Origin of the sequence: Roseovarius sp., from assembly GCF_040219995.1 — a bacterium.
GTDB lineage: Bacteria > Pseudomonadota > Alphaproteobacteria > Rhodobacterales > Rhodobacteraceae > Roseovarius.
This window is the reverse complement of sequence record NZ_JAVJUC010000017.1, coordinates 54,045-75,533: the sequence shown is the minus strand read 5'-3', so window position 1 is coordinate 75,533 and position 21,489 is coordinate 54,045. Positions and strand designations below refer to the sequence as shown.

General features: G+C 64.2%; 17 protein-coding genes. 4 read left to right on the top strand and 13 right to left on the bottom strand.

Features of this window, described 5'->3' with window-relative positions; translation table 11 throughout:
- Nucleotides 1-27 precede the first annotated feature (27 nt).
- From RID11_RS10155 to cuyA, 3 genes are all read right to left on the bottom strand, one after another.
- Nucleotides 28-1,428, bottom strand: a complete 1,401-nt coding sequence (locus RID11_RS10155) for a hypothetical protein (protein WP_350138493.1) — start codon at nucleotides 1,426-1,428, stop codon at nucleotides 28-30.
- Between the two features lie 43 nt (nucleotides 1,429-1,471).
- Nucleotides 1,472-3,871 (bottom strand): phenylalanine--tRNA ligase subunit beta, encoded by a 2,400-nt coding sequence (gene pheT, locus RID11_RS10150; RefSeq protein ID WP_350138490.1) that lies wholly within the window; start codon nucleotides 3,869-3,871, stop codon nucleotides 1,472-1,474.
- 113 nt (nucleotides 3,872-3,984) lie between these two features.
- On the bottom strand, nucleotides 3,985-5,001 hold the full coding sequence (cuyA, locus tag RID11_RS10145) for a D-cysteate sulfo-lyase (protein WP_297769438.1): 1,017 nt from the start codon (nucleotides 4,999-5,001) through the stop codon (nucleotides 3,985-3,987).
- A 98-nt stretch (nucleotides 5,002-5,099) separates the two neighbouring features.
- Here cuyA and RID11_RS10140 point away from each other — a divergent pair, with 98 nt between their 5' ends.
- Nucleotides 5,100-5,978, top strand: a complete 879-nt coding sequence (locus RID11_RS10140) for a LysR family transcriptional regulator (RefSeq protein WP_350138487.1) — start codon at nucleotides 5,100-5,102, stop codon at nucleotides 5,976-5,978.
- A gap of 69 nt (nucleotides 5,979-6,047) precedes the next feature.
- Nucleotides 6,048-7,340 (top strand): nicotinate phosphoribosyltransferase, encoded by a 1,293-nt coding sequence (gene pncB, locus RID11_RS10135; protein WP_350138485.1) that lies wholly within the window; start codon nucleotides 6,048-6,050, stop codon nucleotides 7,338-7,340.
- 26 nt (nucleotides 7,341-7,366) lie between these two features.
- Here the strand turns inward: pncB and RID11_RS10130 are convergent, their stop codons facing one another.
- From RID11_RS10130 to RID11_RS10085, 10 genes are all read right to left on the bottom strand, one after another.
- Nucleotides 7,367-8,440, bottom strand: a complete 1,074-nt coding sequence (locus tag RID11_RS10130) for a flagellar basal body P-ring protein FlgI (RefSeq protein WP_350138482.1) — start codon at nucleotides 8,438-8,440, stop codon at nucleotides 7,367-7,369.
- Between the two features lie 41 nt (nucleotides 8,441-8,481).
- Nucleotides 8,482-9,492, bottom strand: a complete 1,011-nt coding sequence (locus RID11_RS10125; RefSeq protein WP_350138480.1) for a flagellin — start codon at nucleotides 9,490-9,492, stop codon at nucleotides 8,482-8,484.
- Nucleotides 9,493-9,494: 2 nt separating this feature from the next.
- Entirely contained in the window at nucleotides 9,495-10,931 is a 1,437-nt protein-coding gene (gene flgK / locus RID11_RS10120; RefSeq protein ID WP_350138476.1) for a flagellar hook-associated protein FlgK, read from the bottom strand.
- Nucleotides 10,932-10,964: 33 nt separating this feature from the next.
- A complete protein-coding gene (locus RID11_RS10115) occupies nucleotides 10,965-12,266 on the bottom strand; it encodes a flagellar hook protein FlgE (RefSeq protein ID WP_350138473.1) in 1,302 nt (433 codons plus the stop codon).
- A 75-nt stretch (nucleotides 12,267-12,341) separates the two neighbouring features.
- Nucleotides 12,342-13,211, bottom strand: coding sequence for a flagellar motor protein MotB (locus RID11_RS10110; RefSeq protein ID WP_350138470.1), 870 nt, complete (start codon nucleotides 13,209-13,211; stop codon nucleotides 12,342-12,344).
- An 85-nt stretch (nucleotides 13,212-13,296) separates the two neighbouring features.
- Nucleotides 13,297-14,697 carry a TRAP transporter large permease gene (locus RID11_RS10105; RefSeq protein WP_350138468.1) on the bottom strand — a complete coding sequence of 467 codons (1,401 nt, stop codon included), beginning with the start codon at nucleotides 14,695-14,697 and terminating at the stop codon, nucleotides 13,297-13,299.
- 12 nt (nucleotides 14,698-14,709) lie between these two features.
- A complete protein-coding gene (locus tag RID11_RS10100; RefSeq protein ID WP_350138465.1) occupies nucleotides 14,710-15,342 on the bottom strand; it encodes a TRAP transporter small permease subunit in 633 nt (210 codons plus the stop codon).
- Between the two features lie 73 nt (nucleotides 15,343-15,415).
- On the bottom strand, nucleotides 15,416-16,435 hold the full coding sequence (locus RID11_RS10095) for a C4-dicarboxylate TRAP transporter substrate-binding protein (RefSeq protein ID WP_350138463.1): 1,020 nt from the start codon (nucleotides 16,433-16,435) through the stop codon (nucleotides 15,416-15,418).
- Between the two features lie 121 nt (nucleotides 16,436-16,556).
- Entirely contained in the window at nucleotides 16,557-17,891 is a 1,335-nt protein-coding gene (locus RID11_RS10090; protein WP_350138460.1) for a sigma-54-dependent transcriptional regulator, read from the bottom strand.
- Nucleotides 17,888-19,621: a sensor histidine kinase gene (locus tag RID11_RS10085; protein WP_350138458.1), complete on the bottom strand. Its 1,734-nt coding sequence runs from the start codon at nucleotides 19,619-19,621 to the stop codon at nucleotides 17,888-17,890. The genes RID11_RS10090 and RID11_RS10085 overlap by 4 nt, the downstream gene beginning before the upstream one ends.
- Nucleotides 19,622-19,696: 75 nt before the next feature.
- Between RID11_RS10085 and RID11_RS10080 the strand changes: the two genes are divergently transcribed.
- Nucleotides 19,697-20,326 carry a bifunctional 4-hydroxy-2-oxoglutarate aldolase/2-dehydro-3-deoxy-phosphogluconate aldolase gene (locus tag RID11_RS10080; RefSeq protein WP_350138455.1) on the top strand — a complete coding sequence of 210 codons (630 nt, stop codon included), beginning with the start codon at nucleotides 19,697-19,699 and terminating at the stop codon, nucleotides 20,324-20,326.
- Entirely contained in the window at nucleotides 20,326-21,240 is a 915-nt protein-coding gene (locus tag RID11_RS10075) for a sugar kinase (RefSeq protein ID WP_350138453.1), read from the top strand. The genes RID11_RS10080 and RID11_RS10075 overlap by 1 nt, the downstream gene beginning before the upstream one ends.
- Nucleotides 21,241-21,489: the final 249 nt, after the last annotated feature.

Below are 21,489 nucleotides of genomic sequence, written 5' to 3'. Positions count from 1 at the left end.
CACAGTCTTCGCGCAGCATCCTGCTGCTTATTCGATGTCCTTGCAGTCTCTGGCGAGCAGATGCAATCCGGTCTCGTTGAGCAGCAGCCCCGTTTGCGTTCCGGGAATGTCGGAAAGATACCTGTTCGTCCGCATTGAACCCACTACCGGAATCTTTGTGACGTTCTCTCCCACAATGTGCCACAGGCCTCGGTCTCTGCCATGCAGGAACGTCCCGCCGAAAATCGCACTTTCGACAGGGTCGTCAATCATATACCTGGGAAGGTCATCAAAGACGATTAGCCGGGTCGTCGTCAAGTCGGCCTCGAGGCGATAGAAGCCCTGTTCTGTCACCGCAAACACCCGGTTACCCAGCAGATACCAATCGGCCGACATGTCCATGAGCGCCGACCGCGTCTCATGCGGGACCTCATAGAATGTGCGACCGTCAAAATAGTAGATGCCCGTTCCGCTGCGCACAAGCGGAGGCAATTTGCCTTTGGCACGCGCGGAGGCCGGACCTAGCTCAAGAGGGATGCCGCTCTCCGGTAAGGGCACTGCCTGTGATGCGGGATCAACCCTAACCAGCCCGTCCCGCGTAAGATAACTCCAGCGTTCCGGACCGCGAAAAAGCAGCATCCGACCATAAGACGGCACAATCAGAAGTCCCTGAGAAGGAATTTCATAGAGGAGTTCAAGTTTGGTTTTTCGTGACCTGTCGTAAACGTAGCGATTCTTGTTATGGGAGAACACAACTAGCTGCGTATCCTTCGTGGCGCGGAAATCCGATGCTTGCACGTCCCATACGTCGCGCGACGCGCGATTCCAACCAAGGTCCAGCTTATTCCAGCGATAGGGCGGCGATCCAGATATGATGTATAGTGTCCGATCACGTCCCGCGATGTAGATGTCGAGATGCGGAATATAGCGCGGCAAGCGATCATTAAGACCAAGCGGCTCTCCCGCGAGTGATGATGGCAAAAGCCTCTCGCCATCCCATTCCAGAAGCCCGCGATCTTCATACAGCAAGAGTAATTTCTCGCGTTTCGGATCATATTCGTGGGTCAGAAACCCGCTAATATCCGTCGTAGTAAAATCAGACTCGCCCGACTTCAGAATGTGAACAGTATTGCCTCCTCCGACGCCCCATACAGTCCCGTCATTGCGACGATAGTGATCTCGATAGGACCAAAGCCATGCAGATGGATAATCAGCGACCAATGGTTCAAAGCGGTCTGCTTTTATCGTGTGGAGGCGTTGTCTGTTTGCAGGCTTGATGATCAACTGCGGATAACTTGGGATGGTCAGAACCTCCTTGGCCATCCTCCAGAATTGTTCGACCTCGACACCCTTAGGACTGCCGTCTTGAACGGGCTGAGTGCACCATGCAGTCGCCTGCACTGCCGAGACAAGAATGCTGATAACGACGGACAGGAAAATTCTAAGCATAGTCACCTCTCTCGCCGTCGTTGGTCTGGTCACGGCTTGGCCGCTATCCGCGCAGCGTGCCGCCCGTGGCCTTGGTGACCTTCTCGATGATCTTGCCCGAAACCGCCTCGATATCGGCCTCTTTCAGGGTCGTGTCACGCGGCTGCAACCGCACGGTCATCGCCAGCGATTTCTTGCCCTCGCCCAGACTGCCGCCGATGAACTCGTCGAAAATGCGCACATCCTCGATCAACGCCTTGTCGGCCCCCGCCGCCGCATTGACCAGCGTCAGCGCCTCGACCTCCTGATCGACGACGAAGGCGAAATCGCGCTCCACCGCCTGCAGATCGCTGATCGCCATCGCCCCGCGCGTGGCCGAGGATTTGCGCGGCAGCGGGATCTCGGCAGGCCAAAGGGTAAAGGCCACCGCCGGCCCCTTCACATCCATCGCGCGCAGCACCTTGGGGTGCAATTCACCAAAGACGGCCATCACCTTCTTGGGGCCAAGGCAGACCATGCCATGCCGCCCCGGATGCCACCACTCCGGCGCGCCGCGCAGGATCTGCGCCTTGGCTGGCGCACCGATCGCCGCCAGCACCGCCTCGGCATCCGCCTTGGCGTCGTAGAGATCGACGGCGCGCGAGGTGCCATGCACATCCTTGGGCCCGCTCCGTCCGATCAGCACGCCGCAGACCTGCAAGTGCTGCTCGCCCGGCTCGCCGCCCTGGAACGCATGACCGACCTCGAAGAGCGCCAGATCCATGATCCCGCGCGCCTGATTGCGCGCCGCGGCCTGCAAGAGGCCCGGCAACAGGTCGGGCCGCATATGGCTCATCTCCGAACTGATCGGATTGGCCAGCATCGTGGCCTCATCGCCGCCGCCAAAGAGCGTGGCCGAGCCATGGTCGATAAAGCTGTAGGTGACGCATTCGTTATAACCGAGCGCCGCCATGCTGCGCCGCGCGATCTGTTCGCGCTTCTGCATCGGGCTCAGGATCGGCTTGGGCACACCGGCATCGACTCGCGCCATAGGCCGCCCCTTGAGCTTGGTCAGCGAGGCAATCCGCGCCACTTCCTCGACCAGATCGGCCTCACCCAGGATATCGGGCCGCCAGCTTGGCACATGCGCCATGTTCCCCTCGAGCTTGAAGCCGAGCGCCGTCAGCGTCTGACGCTGCTCGCTTTCGGGGATATCCATACCGACCAGCGATTGCACCCGCGCCGGATCAAGCTTGTAGGCACGGCTCACATCCGGCACCTTGCCCGCCATGACACGGTTCGACGGCATACCGCCACACAGATCGAGGATCATCTGCGTCGCAAGATCCAGCGCCTCCATGTTGAACGCCGGGTCGATCCCGCGCTCGTTGCGATAGCGCGCGTCGGAATTGATCTTGAGCGCGCGGCCCGTCGTTGCGATCTGGATATGGTCCCAGACCGCCGCCTCGAGAAACACGTTCACCGTCTCCTCGGTGCAGCCCGTCGCAAGGCCGCCCATGATCCCGCCGATGCTCTCGATACCGGTCTCGCCGGAAATCACCACTTGCCCGGGGCCGAAGGTGTAGTCCTTCTCATCCAGCCCGGTCAGCATCTCGCCGCCCTTGGTGCGATGCACCCGCAGATCGCCCGTCACCTTGTCGGCGTCGAACACATGCAGCGGACGATTGCGGTCATAGGTGAAGAAATTGGTGATATCGACCAGGGCCGAGATCGGGCGCAGCCCGATGGCACGCAGCCGGTCCTGCAGCCACGCGGGCGACGGCCCGTTCTGCACGTCGCGAATAAGACGCCCGCCAAAAACTTCGCAGCCCCCCGTCGCCGTATCCTCGTCGATCGTCACCTTGATCGGGCAGGCGAACTGCCCCTCGATATCCGCCGTCGGTGCGGGCTTCATCGTGCCCAGCCCCCGCGCCGCCAGGTCAAGCGCGATGCCCCGCACCCCAAGCGCATCGGGGCGGTTCGGCGTGATCGCGATCTCGATCACCGGATCGACCTTGGCCGGGTCATGCCCCGCCAGCCAATCGACAAACCGCTCACCCACCTCACCCGAGGGCAGTTCGATGATGCCGTCGTGCTCCTCCGACAGCTCCATCTCGCGCTCCGAGCACATCATGCCGTGGCTCTCGATCCCGCGGATCTTGCCCACGCCGATGGTCGTGTCGATGCCCGGCACGTAGACACCCGGCTTGGCGATCACCACGGTGATCCCCTCGCGCGCATTGGGCGCACCGCAGATGATCTGCGTCTCGCCCGCATCGGTCGCCACCTGACACACCCGCAACTTGTCGGCATCGGGGTGCTTTTCGGCACTGATCACCTTGCCGATGGTGAAATCCCCCAGCCGCGCGGCGGGGTCGGAAATGCTTTCCACCTCCAGCCCCAGATCGGTCAGGGTCTCCGCGATCTCCGCCACCGAGGCCGTGGTCTCGAGGTGGTCTTTCAGCCAGGACAATGTGAATTTCATGCGTGCTCTTCCGACTGCGAAACTTGGGTCAGCCTGCGCTTTACCGGATATGTCGGACATGGAAAACCCCGCATCGCTGCGGGGCTTTGCCGTTGGTCAGTGCGTGATGCCGCTCAACTCGTCCAGCGGGACGCGAAATCAAAGGCGCTGTCATAGCCAAAGAGCGCCACCGACCCGCCGGTATGCAGGAACACGACCCGCTCGCCCTTCTTGAAATGGCCCTTGCGGATAAGATCGACAAAGCCCGCCGCCCCCTTGGCCGAATAGACCGGATCCAGCAGGATCGCCTCCAGTTCCGCGAACATCTGAATCGCCTCGATGCCGCTCTCGGTCGGGATGCCATAGCCTTCACCCACGTAATCGGTATTGGCGACCACGTCCTCGCGCGCCACGACACCGGCACAGCCCAGCTTTTCCGCCGTCGCGCAAGCGAGGTTATAGACGTTTTCCTCCTGCTTCGGCTTGGGCGCGCGCACCCCGATCCCCAACAGCGGAATTTGCGCGTTCATCGCCTTGAGCCCGGTGATCAGCCCCGCCTGCGTGCCAGCACTGCCGGTCGCATGCACGATATGGTCGATCTTGAGCGCGCGATCATTGAACTGCGCCAGCATCTCGAAGGCACAATTGACATAGCCAAGCGCACCCGTGGGGTTCGATCCGCCGCCGGGGATGGTATAAACATTGCGCCCCTCGGCACGGAACTTGTCGGCGACCTTTTCCATCTCTGCATTCATGTCACCGCCGCCGGGCCGTTTCTCGGTCGTGGCGCCGTGCATGTGGTCCAGCAGAACGTTGCCGTTATTGTTGTAATTGGCATTGTTCGAGCCGGTCCGGTCCTCCAGCAGGATATGGCAATCCAGCCCCAGCTTGGCCGCAAAGGCCGCCGTCTGACGGGCGTGGTTGGATTGCGTGGCGCCTTGGGTCATCACCATGTCTGCGCCCTGCAATTCCGCCTCGGCCATCAGGAATTCCAGCTTGCGGGTCTTGTTGCCGCCCGTCGAAAGACCGGTGCAATCATCCCGCTTGATCCAGATTTCGGGGCCGTTCAATTCCTTGGTCAGCCGGTCCAGCCGCTCCAGCGGGGTCGGCAGATGCGCGATAAAACGGCGGGGGTAGCGGGCGAGATGCATTTGAGGTCCTCCATCAAACATGCGTTTCGCGCAGGGTAGGACGCGACAATCATGCCGTCCAATGCTAATATCGCCAAAGATAATGCAAGGTATGCAACATGCGGCTCGATTGGCTCGACGATCTTCTGGCGGTGGCCGACACTGGGTCACTCGCCCGCGCGGCCGAGATGCGCCATGTCAGCCAATCCGCCTTCACCCGCCGCCTGCGCGCCATCGAAGAGGCGCTCGGCACGCCGCTCCTCGACCGCAGCCGCAAACCCGTCACTCTGCTGCCCGAGGTCGCGGCACAAATCCCCGAGATGCGCAGCCTCGCCACGCAACTGCGCACCCTGCGCGAAACGCTGGCGCACACCTCGGACGCGCGCGGCCTGACACTGGCCTGTCAGCACGCGATCACCACCACCCACTCCCCGGCCATCGTCAGCATTCTGACCGCGCAGGGTGGCCGCCCGGTGCGCGTACGCTCGGACAATCGCGAGGAATGTCTGCTCCGCCTTCTCTCGGGCGAGGCCGATCTCGCGGTGGTCTATGCCGCGCCCGAGGTCGCCCCCCTCACCCTTGGCCGCGCCTTCGACCGGGTCTCGCTCGGGGTCGAACGCCTGTTGCCGGTGGCGACCCCGCGGCTGATGCAGGGCCCCGACCTGCCCTATATCGCCTATCCCGGCGACGTATTTCTCGGCCAGGTCATGGCACGCGCGATCCTGCCGCGCATCCCTGCGCCCCGCGTGCTGCGCCGCCGCGCGGAAACCGCGCTCACCCTCGCCGCGCATGAATATGCGCGGCGCGGCATCGGCGTGGCCTGGCTCCCCGAAGGTATGGCGCGCGACGATCTGGCAAGCGGGCGGCTGATCGGCCTCAGTGACACGCTGCCCGCGCTCGACATGGCGCTCTGGATGATCCGGCTGACCGAAAGCGGCACCGCCCCCTGGGCGCGCGACTGGTCCCGGCTCGTGACCGCCCTCGGGCAACCTGGCTGAGCGTTCCGCCTTGCACAGTCCTCCCCCCTTTGCTTTAACCTCCGCGATACCCCTGTCGGAGGCCGCATCATGGTCGACATCGCAACCCGCGTCTACAATCACCGCTGGAAGATGGACCCCATCGTTCGGTCCCTGATCGACACCGATTTCTACAAGCTGCTGATGTGCCAGTCGGTGTTTCGCAACCGGCCCGAGACGGATGTCACCTTCTCGCTTATCAACCGCACCACATCGGTCCGGCTTGCCGAACTGGTGGACGAGGGCGAGTTGCGCGAGCAACTCGATCACATCCGCTCACTGTCGCTGTCGCGCGGCGAGAGCACCTGGCTGCGCGGCAACACGTTCTACGGCAAGCGTCAGATGTTCACCCCCGAATTCATGGAGTGGTTCGAAGGGCTGACCCTGCCGCCCTACCACCTCGAGGTGCGCGACGGCCAATATGAGCTGACCTTCGAGGGCAAATGGCCCGAGGTCATGCTCTGGGAAATTCCCGCGCTCGCCGTGCTGATGGAACTGCGCGCCCGCGCCGTGCTGGGTCACATGAAGAAATTCGAGCTTCAGGTACTCTATGCCCGCGCGATGACCAAGCTCTGGGAAAAGGTCGAACGGCTGCGCCCCATCGACGGGCTGCGAATCGCCGATTTCGGCACGCGGCGGCGGCATTCATTCCTGTGGCAGGACTGGTGCGTTCAGGCCATGCGCGAAGGGCTGGGCGAACGCTTCGTCGGCACCTCCAATTGCCTGATCGCCAAGAACCGCGATCTCGAGGCGATCGGCACCAACGCCCATGAACTGCCGATGGTCTACGCGGCCCTCGCGCCCGACGATACGGCCCTCGCGCAGGCCCCTTATGACGTGCTCTCGGACTGGCACGAGGAACATGACGGCAACCTGCGCATCATCCTGCCCGACACCTACGGCACCAAGGGGTTTCTCGAAAACGCCCCCGATTGGCTGGCGGGCTGGACCGGTATCCGCGTCGATTCCGGCGCGCCCGAGGCCGGGGCCGAAACCGCGATCCGCTGGTGGCAGGACCGTGGCGAAGACCCGCGCCAGAAGATGGTGATCTTCTCCGACGGGCTCGACGTCGACAAGATCATCGAGTTGCAGGCGCAGTTCGCCGGCCGCGTGCGCACCTCCTTCGGCTGGGGCACGTTGCTCACCAACGATTTTCGAGGGTTGACCGACGGTGATGTGCTCGCACCGTTCTCTCTTGTCTGCAAGGCGGTGTCGGCCAATGGCCGACCCACCGTAAAACTGTCCGACAACCCGCGCAAGGCGATGGGCCCGGCGGATGAGATCGCGCGCTATCGCCGCGTGTTCGGCGTCGGCAAGCAAGAGGCGCTCGACGTGATCGTGTGACGCCGCACAGTCAGGGGTACCACGAACTAGCGCACCACGAATTCGGCATGCAGTGCGCCTGCCGCCTTGATGCTCTTGAGAATGTCGATCATGTCGCGCGGCGCGACGCCAAGCGCATTCAGGCCCGCGATCACCTCCGACAGCGACGTTCCCGGCGGCACCTCCGCCAGCCCGATACCCGGCTCCTCCTCGATATCCGCCTGCGTGCGGGGCACGACCACGGTTTCGCCGCGCGCAAACGGGTTGGGCTGCACCGCCAGCGGGGTTTCCTGAATGCGCAGGGTCAGGTTGCCCTGTGACACGGCCACCCGTGAGATCCGCACATCCTGCCCCATCACGATCGTGCCCGAGCGTTGATCGACCACCACCCGGGCCCTGCGCTCCGGCTCGACCATCAGGTTTTCGATACGGCCCAGTGCATGCGCAGGCGAACGCGCGTCCATCCGCCCGATATCGAGCCGCACGGTGCCCGAATCGAGCATCACCGCCACGCTGCGTCCCACGGCCCCGTTGATCACCCGCTCGATGCGCGCGGCGGTTGTGAAATCCGGCTCGCGCAGGGCAAGGCGTATGTTGTCCAGCGCCGCAAAATCGAAATCGATCTCGCGCTCGACACGTGCACCCGCCGGAATGGTGCCCGCCGTCGGCACGCCCTGGACGACACCGCCCGCCTCGCCCTCGGCAGCGACACCCCCGGCAATGATTGTGCCCTGTGCCACAGCATAGATCTGCCCATCCGCCGCATTCAACGGCGTCATGATCAATGTCCCGCCCAGCAGGCTCTTGGCATCCCCGATGGCCGACACCGTCACGTCGATCTGCCCTCCAGCGCGCGCAAAGGACGGAAGCTCGGCAGTGACGAAAACGGCCGCCACGTTCTTGGGCCGAAACTGCTCTCCCGAGACGTTGATGCCCAGTCGCTCCAGGATGTTCGACATGATTTCCTCTGTGAACGGCGCATTCCGCAGACCGTCCCCAGTGCCGTTCAGCCCCACGACAAGGCCATAACCCACCAGGTCATTGCCCCGCACCCCGTCGAATTCCACCAGATCCTTGATCCGGATCGGGCTTGCAGCCCCGGGCAGGGCCAGCAGACACATCACAACCGCGAGACAGGCAGCGACAAGGAGACGGCACCCGATCATGAGAGGAAATTCACGAGGTTCAGCCGCGCCGCCCGCGCCGTGAGCGTATACAGCGTCTCAAGCTGGAACTGAACCTGCTCCAGCTCACCTGCGGTTTCGAACACGTCCACCGACACAAGATCGTTCCGCGCGATCTGCAGGGCGGTCGTCTCGGCGGCAATCCGGCTCTCCGCCTGCCCGATACGCGCCTCGGCCGAGCCAAGATCAGCGCGCAGCCGCGTCACGCCGTTCTGACCGTTCAAGAGCCTCTCTCCCACATCCCGCGCCATGTCGCGTCGCGTCTCCTGCGTAAGGCTCAGCGCCGGATCATCCAGTAAGGCCGCCAGCGCCACCTGCCTGATCTGGCTGCGCAGCCTCGGGTCATTCGCCTTGATATCAAGCGCGACCGACTCGCCCGACCCAAGATCATTGGGCTGCAATCCGGTGTCCCCCCCGCGATAGATCGTGGTGGCGAACCCACCCGCCGGATCATCAAAGAACCCGTCGAGCCGCTGTGTCATCTCGGTGACACTCGTCGCCCCCGCCACCGCAGCACGCAGGCCCGACAGAAGGCTCTCGGCAGATGCAAGCGGTGCCCTGTCCGTGCGCGTGCCGGAAAACAGCGCGCGACCGGCCGCTTCGCCATTCAGCGCGCCGATGATCGCCCCAAGCGCATCGCGCGCCTGCACGGCCAGCGTGGCGACCGGCGCCTGTCCCTCGGTCGCCCCCACCGTCAGTGCGGTTGTGGCGATGACGGCGCTTTCGTCCTGAACCCGGCTCAGCGCGGTCTGCATCAGCCGTGCATCGGTCGATGCAAGCCGCGCCGTGTCGCGGTGGGTGCCCAGCAAGGCAAGCTCGCGGTCGATGTCGGAAATCTGGAACAGGTTCCCCGACAGGTGCCGCGACATGTCCGCCGCCTCGCCACTCGACAGCTCCAGCGTCAGGCGGTCCATCTGTCGGGTCAGTTCCACGCTCTGACGGCGCAGGGCAAAGCTCTGGGCGAGATCGCCAATGGTCTGCAGGCTCATGGTCAGATCCTCAACAAGGTTTGCATCATGTCGTCGACGGTCTGAATCATCCGCGCATTGGCGGCGAAGGACTGCTCGACAAGCAAGAGGCGTTGCAACTCGGCGTCGCTGTCGACCCCGGACTCGAGTTCTAGCGCACGCAGTTCCGACGCCTGCCCAGTCGCGAAACTCGCGGTTTCCTCGGCGGCAAGCCGCACCTGCGCCACCTGTCCCGCAAAGGCGGCGACATGCCCCGCGATCGTGCGCGCGACCGGGTCGGATGCGCTGCCGGTCGGGGTATCCAGCGCAGTGCTCAGACGCTGCAGTAATCCGGCCTGCCCCGGCGGCCCGGCGGTCACTGCACCAAGACCATCGCGCAAACGCGACAGCGCACCACCCGCCTCTGGATCGACGGCCGCATTCACTGCAATACGCCCCGACAGACCGACCGTCTGCGCCGGGTCAAACGCCGCCCCGGCATCCGTGAACAGGCCCGGCGCACCCGGCGCCAGCGTCGGGTCCAGACCGGGCTGCGCAACACTCTCCACGATCATCCGCGCGATGCCGTCCAAGGCCGCCTGTGCCTCCGGCCCCGCGCGGTCACGATTATCGAACAGAGCCGAAAGTCGGCCACCGCCAAGCGGCCCTTCCGCATCAGTCGCCAGCCGTTGACCCGCCACCGACAGGCCCGATAACAGCCCATTATCCTGCGTCATATGGGCCGCCACGACAGGCACGGCGTCGAATTCAACCGTGACCGCGCGCCCGTCGAGCAAAAGCGCACCACCGGTGGTCATCAGCGCCACAGCGCCATGCGCCCGGGGCAATTGCCGCAGCGGGACGATCTCGGCCAGCCCGTCAATGATGCGCTGTCGCTCGTCCTGAAGCGCCTCCGTGCCGCGCCCGCTGGCCCCTGCGGCAGTGATCCGTGAATTAAGCGTGACGACCTGCTGCAACCCGACATCAAGCTCGCTCACAGTCCGCGCGATCGCGCCATCCGCCTCGCTGCGCAGCGCTTCGATCCCGCCAGCGATATCATTGATCCGGTCGGTCAAACCCGTGGCTGCATCGACCACCGCCTGCAATCTTGACGGCTCCTCGGGACGTGCGGCCGCGGTGACCAGGCTCGCCTCCAAGGCGGTGAGCCGGGCTGCGAGCGATCCGACGTCATCGACCGCACCGGCGGCACGTTCGAGCGAGGCCGCGAAGGCCACCCGCGTTTCGGCCCCGGCAAGGGCGCTGTCGGCCAATCGGCGATCCCCGAGCAGCACGGCATCGACATGGCGGATCACCCCGGCCACCGCAACACCGCGCCCGTCCCGCTGCGACTGAAGGCTGATCTCGCGCGGCGCATAGCCCTCGTTAAGAACATTGGCGATATTGGTCGATATGATATCGGCCATGCGCGAGCTTGCATTCAGCCCGCTCAGAGCGTTCGACAGGGCCCCGGAAATGGTCATGACATGCGCCTTTCAACTAGGATGCGATCCGGATCAGCGGATGATATTGGTGGTTTCCTGCAGCATTTCGTCGACCGTCTGAATCACCTTGGCATTCGAGGAATAGGCCCGCTGAGTCTGGATCATGTCGGTCAACTCACCCGCCACATCGGTGGCCGATTCCTGACGGGCAAAGGAAACCATGTCCCCGGTCGGTCCGTCCCCGGCGTTCCAGAGAAAGAACGATCCGCTATCGGGCGAGGGGCGATAGGTCTGCTGATCCAGCGAGATCATGCCGTTCGGATTGGGCAGATCGACCAGCGGCACCTGATAGATGACACGGCTCGCCCCGGTGTCGAAGGTCGCGCGGACAAACCCGTTCTCATCCACCGAGGCCGAGGTCATGTTGCCCACCGGCGAACCATCCTTGGAAATCGACAGCGGCGCGAAACTGTCCGACAGTTGGGTCAGCCCCTCGGATGTGCCCGGCCGTCCGATATTGACCTCGACAGGGCCGCCATCCACATCGACGATCAACCGTCCGCTGGTCGGGTCATAGGGCCCGCCGGACAGCGTCACCACATCGAGCAGCGTACCGCCCGAGGCGCGGGCATCATCGAAGCTCAACGCATATTCCCCAATGATCGCGCCATCCTGCGCCGAGTCGGCGAGCGTCATTGTCCATTGGTTGGATGCGCCGTCAGCGGGCACCGTTGGCGCGAATGCAATCTGGATATTCTCGGACCGCCCCAGATTGTCGAAATATTCGACCGAAAGCTGCTGTGGCGTGCCATCTGCCGTTGATTCAGTCTCTGTCGCAGGCAGATTGATGCCAAGATTGACCGCCGTTGTCGGTTCTCCGGTCAATTGGTTCACGTTGATCTGAACCGGCTCCAGCCCATCGCTCGTATCGCGGGGAAAGGTCGGGATGCTGCCATCGGGCCCGGCCGGCCAGCCCAGCAGCACAAGACCCGATTCCGTCACCAGACGCCCCTCGGAATCGGTGCGGAACGACCCGGTGGAGGTCAGCAGCATCTGCGGCGTGCCATTGCCGACCGCCACGTCGCTCGACAGGGCGACCGGCAGGAAGCCGCGGCCGCGCACCGCCAGATCGGTCGGGTTCGACGTGGTGACAAGCGATCCGCCCTGATCGATCAACCTCTGCGTCGTGGCGCGCACACCCCCCGCAGCATAGTTGCCACCATTGCCCGAAATGACCAGCGATTCAAAACTGGCCTCGACCCGGCGATAGCCAAGGGTCGAGGAGTTCGCGATATTGTCGGAAATCGCCCCCAGACGCGAGGCATTCGCCGTCAGGCCCGCCACACCGGCATTAAGGGAAGAGGAAATCGTCATGGACACGCCTTTCTGATGTATCGACCAATCTTGGCCCTCAGTCATAGGCGCGGATATTTAACAGCCGGATAATATCTAAAATCTTCTCCGTTCGGCGTGCCCTGACCGCAAAAGGATCACCTCTATGCGGTTGTTGCGCACTTCCATCGGGTCCGGGGTGGCCGGCTTGCGATCCGCATGGCCCGTCACGCGCGTCATCCGCGACGGATCGACCGCCGCCGCTTCCAGCAGGGCACGCATGCGATTCGCCCGCGCCGCTGAGACATCCCAGACCGGATTGTCGAGCAGCGTCACCGGTCGCGCACGGACATGCGCCGCCAGCGCCAGATCGTTATCCACAAGACCTGAGACATTGGCGATGAGCGCCGCCAGATGCCCCAACATGTCGGTCGCCACATCCGATCCGGTGAACAGCGGCACACCCTCCAGATCGAACAGTTCGATCACCAGCCCCTCATCGGTCACGCGCGTCAGGATGTGCCGCAACGCCTCCTCTGAGACAAAGCTTTCGCCGCTGCGCGCGGTCAGCATGTCGGCCACCCGGGCAAAGGCGGCATCCTCGGCCTGCCGCTCCTGCGCATTGGCCCCGTCCGCCATAAGCCCCTGTTCGCCGCGCGCCTGTCGGCTTTCGGTCGTGTGCTTGCTCGACGCCCCGGTCCCGTTCTGCGCAAGGCTGTCCTCGGAAAACACGCTGTCGCCGCCAAACGCCCCGTCACCCCCGCCCGAAATCCGGTTGACCGGCAGGGTCGGGCTGAAATAATCCGCGATCCCCTTGCGTTGCTGTTCCGTCGTCGCGTTCAACAGCCACATCAGCAGGAAAAAGGCCATCATCGCGGTCACGAAATCGGCATAGGCCACTTTCCAGGCACCGCCATGATGCCCGCCGCCAGCAATGATCTTTTTCCGTTTGATGATGACCGGCGCCACGTTGCTGCGCACGTCCATACTCACCACCTTTGTCTCACCCGATCCAAGGGGTAGCACAGCGTGGATTACCGGTCTGTTAACACGTCCAGTTTTACGGACTTCGCTAGGCCAGACCCGGCAGCCACAGGACGATCGCCGGGAATGACACCAGCAGACCAATGGTCACCGCATCGGCGATAAAGAACGGCATCACCCCCTTGAACACGTCCTGCACGCTCAGGTCAGGGCGCACGCCCGCCACCACGAAACAGTTGAGGCCGATAGGTGGCGTGATCAGACAGAACTCGGCCATCTTGACCACCAGTATCCCGAACCAGATCGCACACATCTGACCATTCATGCCAAAGGCACTGTCCGCCGCACTGACATTGATCCCCCCATTGAGCGCCATCACCGCCGGATAGACCACCGGCAGCGTCAAGAGCAGCATGCCGATCGCATCCATGAACATGCCCAGCACCGCATAGGCCAGCAGGATGCAGATCAGGATCAGCATCGGCGACAGCGTCAGCGAGGTAATCCAGTCGGCAAAGGCCGACGGCAGATCCGCAAAGCCAAGAAATCGCACATAGATCAGCACCCCCCAGATGATCGTAAAGATCATCACACTGAGCTTCGCCGTTTCCAGCAGGGCGTCCTTCAACTCGGGCCAGCGCATGCCACGATAAAGCGCCATCAGGAACACCACAAAGGCCCCGATCGCGCCGCCCTCGGTCGGTGTGCCCCAGGCATCGCCGCCGAATGGGTTGTAGACGAAAAAGATGATCGTCACGACAACGAACACAATGGGCAGCGCGGGCGGCAGCGACACGAAACGCTCACGCCAGGTAAAGCCACCCACCGGCGGGCCAAACCCTTTGATGGTCAGCGCCAGACCGATGATCAAAAGCGCATAGACAAAGGCCGAAAACACGCCGGGGATGAACCCGGCAAGCAACAGCTTGCCCACGTCCTGCTCCACGATGATCGCGTAGATCACCAGCAATGCTGAGGGCGGAATGAGGCTCGCCAATGTGCCGCCAGCCGCCACCACGCCCGCCGCAAAGCGCTTGTCATAGCCGATCTTGAGCATCTCGGGGATGGCGATGCGCGCAAACACCGCCGCCGTCGCCACGCTCGCCCCCGACACGGCAGCAAAACCTGCCGTGGCAAACACGGTGGAGACGGCAAGCCCCCCTGGCACCCAGGCAATCCAGCGTTTCGCCGCCTCGAAGAGCGCCTTGGTCAGCCCCGCGTAATAGGCGAGATAGCCGATCATGATGAAGGTGGGAATCAGGCTCAGCGCTTGCGAGCTGACCTTGGAATGCGGCACCTGACCGGCGGTCTTGACCGCCACGGTCAGCGCCCAGACAAATTCGTCGCCCGCATAGCCCTTCTTGGACCAGAAAATCCAGATCAGCCCGACCGTGCCTGCAAGAGCGGCGGCAAAGGCCACGCGCATGCCCAGAACGACGACGACCAGCATCAAACCGGTCACGACAAGCCCGATATCTATCGGCTCCATCAGGTGAAATCCTTATTCATCACGGCCGCTGACATGCGCGGCCTCGCGTGCGGCCTGTGCTGCGGCATCCTCGATCAGCGGCACCGCAACCGGTCGCTCTGCCCCGGTGATCAGCGCCCGCCCGAACCCCCAGACCTGCAACATCAGCCGCAGCGACAGCACGCCAAAGGCAATCGGTGCCAGGATCTTCGCAGGCCAGATTGGCAGGGCGATGTCGATGGTGCTGTCGCGGCTCCAAAGCGGCGCGTTCCAGTCGAAACTACGCTCGAAATGCGCCCAGCTGCCCCAGACCAGCAGCAGCATCAGCGCCAGCACCGCCAGCGTCGTGATCAACTCGATTAGCCACAGCGCGCGGCCTTGAAACATCCCGACGAAGATATCCATGCGGATATGCCCGCCATCGCGCTGCGTATAGGCCACGCCCATGAAGGCAATCAGCGGCATGATCTGCTCGATCCAGTCGACATATCCGGGCAGCGGCTGATTGAAGAAATTGCGCCCGCCGACGGAAAACACCGCCAGAACCATGAGCGAGAAAACCGCCAGCCCGCTCAAGAGCGCAAGTTGCCGCTCGATTCGGTAAAGGCCGCGATCAAGCCTGCTCAGGCTGCTGTTGTCAGACAGGACAGAGGCCGCTCCCGCCATGGCTCGTCTCCCGGATTATGCGCGAGGAAATCGGCCCGCCACGGATACCCGCGGCAGGCCGGAAAGGTCAGGCTCAGGAGCCGCCCTTGAGCTCCGCAAGCGTGCTCGTGGCGAAGTCATAGAGCTCTTCCGCGGGAATACCACGACTGCCCATCTCCTCGATCCAGGTCGCAGCGGCAGGACCAGCCACCGCCTCTTCGAACTTTTCGAGAGACGCCTCATCAAAACTGATCACCTCGATCCCGCGCTCTTCGAGAGCCGGGCCCCAGGCCTCCAGCGTGTTGTTCTGATAGTTGTCGATGTAGTAATCGAGCGACTCGTCGATCGACCCCAACAGCGCCTCGCGATGCTCATCCGACAACCCGTCGAGCGCGTCGGTATTCGCCACCACCGGGCAATTCACCGTGCCGGGGTTCAGGTTCGAGGTCCACCATTTCGCATTCTCGATGGTGCCGAAGGACATATGCGCATGCGGCGCAAAGGCCACGGCCTTGACCACGCCGCTATCCATCGCCTGTCGCACCTCGGTCGCCGACATCGAGGTCGGCACCGCGCCCACGGCCTCCATGGCAGAACCGATGCCACCGGTGGCGCGCACGCTCAGCCCTTTGAAATCATCCAGGCTGCGAGGTGCATCGCCCAGACCCACGAGGTTGTATTGCGGCATCGGCGACGGCATCAGTAGCGTCGCGTTCCAGCGCGCCAGATCGGCCTTGACCGAAGGCTGATCATAGAGCGCCATCGACAGTTCGCGCTCCTGCTCCAGCGTCTCGACCCCGAGGAACGGCAGTTCCAGCACGGTGATCGTCGGATTCTTGTCGCGGTGATAGCCCGCGCAGAACTGCGCCATCTCGAAGGCCCCGATGGAAATCCCGTCAAGGTTCTCTCGGTTGTTCGACAGGCCGCCGTAGCTGATGTTCAGGGTGAAATCGCCATTCGTCTTCTCGCTCACCAGTTCGGCCAGCTTCTCGACATGCTCGGTAAACGCCCGGCGCTTGCCCCAAAGCGAGACGTTCCATTCGGTCGCCATCGCCTCACCGGCAAAGGCAAGGCTGATCGCGGCCACAGCGGTATAACTCAGAAATTTCGGCATGGTTTCTCCTCCCAGATGTCATGCTTTATGATGGGCGCTACCTTGGGTCATCCCCGGCACAATGGCTATGAAGAAAACCGCGCATGCCCCGGCAGCCGCCCTGCGGATATCCGCAAGGTGACTACAGCAGCGCCTCCTTGTCCAGCCCCAGCTTGACGATCTTCTCGTTGAGCGTGCGCCGCCCGATGCCCAGCGCCTCGGCCACCGCCTCCATCTTTCCCTCATGCGCGGTAATCGCCTTTGCGATCAGTTCCCGCTCGAACGCCGCCACGGCGGCGCGCAGCGTGTCGGGCACATCATCGGCCAGCGCATCGCGGCGCAGCGCCTGCGCCATTGACCCAGCCCCGCGCCGCGCGCTCAGCACCCGGCGCTCGCACACGCTGCGCAACTCGCGCACATTGCCGGGCCAGTCATGCGCCAGAAGGGCGGCACTGTCCTCCGGCGTGAGGTCCGGCACGCGGGTCTCGTAGACCCGCGCAAACTCGTCCAGAAACCGCGCCGCCAGCAGCATCACGTCATCGCGCCGCTGTTGCAGGGTGGGCAGGGCGATCACCGTAGTATTGAGCCGATACAGCAGATCGGCCCGCAGCCGCCCCTCACGCACCGCTTGCTCGGGGTCTTCGTTGGTCGCCGAAATCACCCGGAACGCCAGCGGTACCGGGGCCTCGGCCCCCAGCGGCAATACCTGCTTGTCCTCGATCACCCGCAAAAGCTTGGCCTGCACCGGCATCGGGCAAGAACAGATTTCATCAAGGAACAGCGTGCCGCCATCCGCCCCCTGCAACCGCCCCTTGGCACCGCCCTCGGCCCCGAACATCTCGGCCTCGAACCCCTCGACCGAGAGCGCGGCACAGTTCAGCGCCAGAAACGGCCCGGCGGCGTCCGCACCCAGATCATGCAGCGCCCGCGCCACCAGTTCCTTGCCGGTGCCGGTCTCGCCCTGCAGCATCACCGCCGCGCCGCTCTGCGACAGATCAAGCACCTCCTCGCGCAGGGCCGCCGTTTCCCGCGTCTGCCCCAACAGCACCCGATCCAACCCCGACAACTGCATCAGCCGCGATTTCAACCGCTCGGTCGTGCGCCGCATCGCGTGCTGATCGGCGGCATGGCGCAGGATGTTCAGCAAGCGGCGCGGCTCATAGGGCTTCTCGACAAAGCTGTAAGCCCCGCGCTGCATCGCATCCACCGCCATGGCGATATCGCCATGCGCCGAAATCAGCACCAGCGGCGGTGACAGATCGCGGTCGAGACTGTCCAGCAACTCCAGACCCGACATGCCCGGCATCCGCACATCCGACAGGATCACATCCGGCTGAAACGCCTCCAGCCGGTCCGCCAGCCGCTCGGCGCGCGGCAGCGCCTCGACGCACCACTCGGACGCCTCCAGCAGATCGATCAGCGACAGGCGCATGGCGCGATCGTCCTCGACGATCAGGATACGGGGGGTGCTGCTCATGCCGCGCTCAAATCCTCCTCGATCCCCTCTTGCGGTATCTCGATCCGGAACATCGCCCCGCCTTCGGCAAGGTTATCGGCGCTGAACCGGCCCTGATGCGCCTTGACGATATTCGCCGAAATCGCAAGGCCCAGCCCCATGCCGCGCCCGCTCTCGCGCGTCGTCACGAACGGCTCCTGCAACTCGTCTAGGCGCGCCTGTCCCAGCCCGTGCCCGGTATCGCGCACCTCGACCCAGCCCGCGCCATCGCCCTGCCCCAGCGTGATGTCGATCCGCCGTTCGGCACAATCCTCCACCGCATCGACGGCATTGCGCAACACATTGGTCAGCACCTGTTCCAACCGCAACTGATTGCCGCGCACCAGCACCGGCTCCTCTGGCGCATCGACCGATGTCGTGGCCCCCACCTTGACGATATTCGGCTCTACCAGCGCCAGCGCCGCCTGCACCACCGCCCCCAGATCGACCGGCCCGAACTCCTCCCGATCATTTCGTGCAAAGAACTTCAACTGCCGCGTGATCCCCTCCATCCGGTCCACGATCCCGGTGATCCTCGGGATGATCCGCGCCGCAGGTTGCCCGCCGATCTCGGCCGCTGTCAGATGGTTGCGCATCGCTGCGATCGGCTGCCCCAATTCATGCGTGACAGACGCCGCCAATTGCCCGAGTGCCGCCAGTCGGCTCGCGCGCTCCAACTCGTCCTGCGTCCGCTTCAACCGGCGCTCAGCGGTGCGGCGCTCCTCGATCTCCACTGCCAGCCGTTCATTGGCCTCGCGCAGCTGCGCCTCTTCCGCTTCGGACCGGCGCAAGGCCGCCCCGATGCGCTGTGTCCGCCGCACCTGCGACACCAGAAACCCCGCGCCTGCAAGGATCATCACCAGCCCGGTCAACAGCCAGCTGCGCGTCACCGCCGCGCTGTCATCCGCAAAGTAATGCAACACCCAGTCATGCGGCGCGACCGAGGCTGCGAGGTGAATCCGCTCCGTCCCGTCGATCATCGCCCGCGCAGCGTCCACGGGCTGCCAGTCCAGCGGCGCAAGATCCTGCCCCGGAAACTGCCGGTCCTGCGCGATCCGGGCCCGCTGATCGGCGCTCAGATCCGCAAGGCTGCGATACCGCCAGTCCGGGTCCGAGGACAACAGCACCACACCATCCCGATTGGCCAGCAAGACCTGCTCCCCTGCGCGCCGCCATGACTCCTCCAGATCGGTGAGATCGAGCTTGATCGCAATCACCCCGGCCAGCCCGCCCTCCGAATCGCGCACCGCGTCGGCGATGAAATAGCCGGGCAATCCCGTGGTTGCACCGATGCCGTAGAACCGCCCCTGCAGACCGGCACGCGCCGCCTGAAAATAGGGGCGAAAGGAATAATCCTGCCCCACGAAGGTGCCCGGTCGCCCGGCGTTCGAGGCGGCAATCGTCATCCCGTCAGGTCGCATCAGATAAATCGCATCCAGCCCCGACTGTGCCGCAAACGCTGCCAGCCTGCGATCCAGCCGCCCGGTCGACCCACCCGTCGCGGTGTCGATCACATGACTGTCGCGCGCCAGCACATAGGTCAGGTGCGAAAACCGCTCCAGTTCCGACCGCACCGTGCTGTGATACAGCGACAACCGCCCGCGCGCCTTGGCCTCTTCCTCGGATTGGAAAAAGCTGAGCGAGAGCCAGAACACGCCGATCATCACGCAAAGCGCGGTCACGGCGGCAAGGGCGGTGGTGGTCAGTCGCATGGGAAACAGGTATCGGTATCTTTGCGGGTTCACGCAAGCGAAAGCATGGCCCGGACGCGCAACGCCGGAGGAGCAATGACCGACCATCTGACACGCGCCCTGAAAAACGCCCGCATCGTTCCGGTGATCCGCCACGACGACACGGCCATCGCCGAAACCGCCTGTCACCTGCTCGCCCAAGAAGGCGCGCGCGCCCTCGAAATCACCATGACCGTGCCCGACGCAAGCGGGCTCTTGCAGCGCCTAGGCGCGGCATATCCCAAGGTCATTCTCGGGGCGGGCACCGTTCTTGATGCCGCACAGGCGCAGACGGCCATCGCCTCGGGCGCGCAATTCGTCGTCTCGCCCTGTTGGTGCGACACGGTGGCAGCAGCCTGTCGCGCCGCACAAATCCCCTATCTGCCCGGCGCCATGACACCCGGCGAAGTGCTCCATCACGCGCAGGCGGGTGCGCGTGTGGTCAAGGTCTTTCCCGCCGATGCCGCAGGCGGGCCCGGGTTTCTCAAGGCGCTTCGGGCGGTTTTTCCGGACATCGCGCTCATGCCCACCGGCGGCATCACACCGGGGAACGCCGCCGACTATCTCGCCGCCGGGGCGCTCTGCGTCGGCATGGGCGGCAACCTGCTGCCCGCCGCCGCCCTTGAGGCGGGCGACGAGGCCACGGCGCGCGATCTCATCCGCGCGGCCTTGAATGGGGCGCGCTGATGGCGGTCGATCTTCTCTGCCTCGGCGAGCCGATCCTCGAATTCAACCAGCAGCCCGACGGGCGCTATTTGCCGGGCCATGGCGGCGACACCTCGAATTGCGCCATCGCCGCCGCGCGGCAGGGCGCGCATGTGGGCTATCTCACCCATGTCGGGGCCGATGCCTTTGGCCGCTCCTTCATCGACCTGTGGCAGGCCGAAGGCGTGGACACCACCACCGTGCGCGCGGTCGAGGGCGGCCAGACCGGTATCTATTTCGTCACTCACGGGGCGGACGGGCACGAGTTCAGCTATTTTCGGGACGGGTCTGCCGCCAGCCGCATGACCCCCGCAGACCTGCCTCGCGCCGCTCTTGAGACCGCGCAAATCCTGCATGTCTCGGGCATCAGCCAGGCCATATCCCAAAGCGCCGCCGATACCGTATTCGCCGCGATGGAGATCGTGCGCGCGGCGGGCGGGCGCGTGTCCTATGACAGCAACCTGCGGCTCAAGCTCTGGCCGCTCGACCGCGCCCGGGCGATCATCCATGCAGGCATGGCAATGGCCGATATCGCCCTGCCGGGGCTCGAGGATGCCGAGGCGCTGACCGGGCTCACCGACCCCGACAGGATCGCCGATTTTTACCTCGGGCTCGGGGCAGGGATCGTCGCACTGACACTCGGGGCCGAGGGCACGTTGGTGGCCACCCCTGAAAAACGGAGGCGCGTGCCGGGACGACCGGTTTCCGTTGTAGACGCCACCGGCGCAGGCGACACGTTCGACGGCGCATTTCTGGCGCGGATCATCGCCGGGGACGATCCCTTCACCGCCGCCGCCTATGCCAACGCAGCGGCGTCTATCGCAGTGCAGGGCTACGGTGCCGTTGCCCCGATCCCCAGGCGTGCGGACGTGGAGGCGTTTCTTGCCACGCCCTAGGTGGCGAGTTCCGAAATGCGGGGCGAAGGAGCGTGAGTGACCTGAAGTGGACCTTTGGTGTCGACGAGATGAGTCGCGCGGTGCCCGGCCGCCGGGTGGGCGCAGCAACCTTGGTGGACCGCACTTTATGCCAGCCAAACACCTCCGCGTTTTCAATGGCTTGAAACGTTGCAAAAGCGCCCGCCCGAGGGGGCGGTCGGGCGCGGCGCGGCGGTGCCTGCGGCACCTCGATTCCGCGCATTGGCCCTA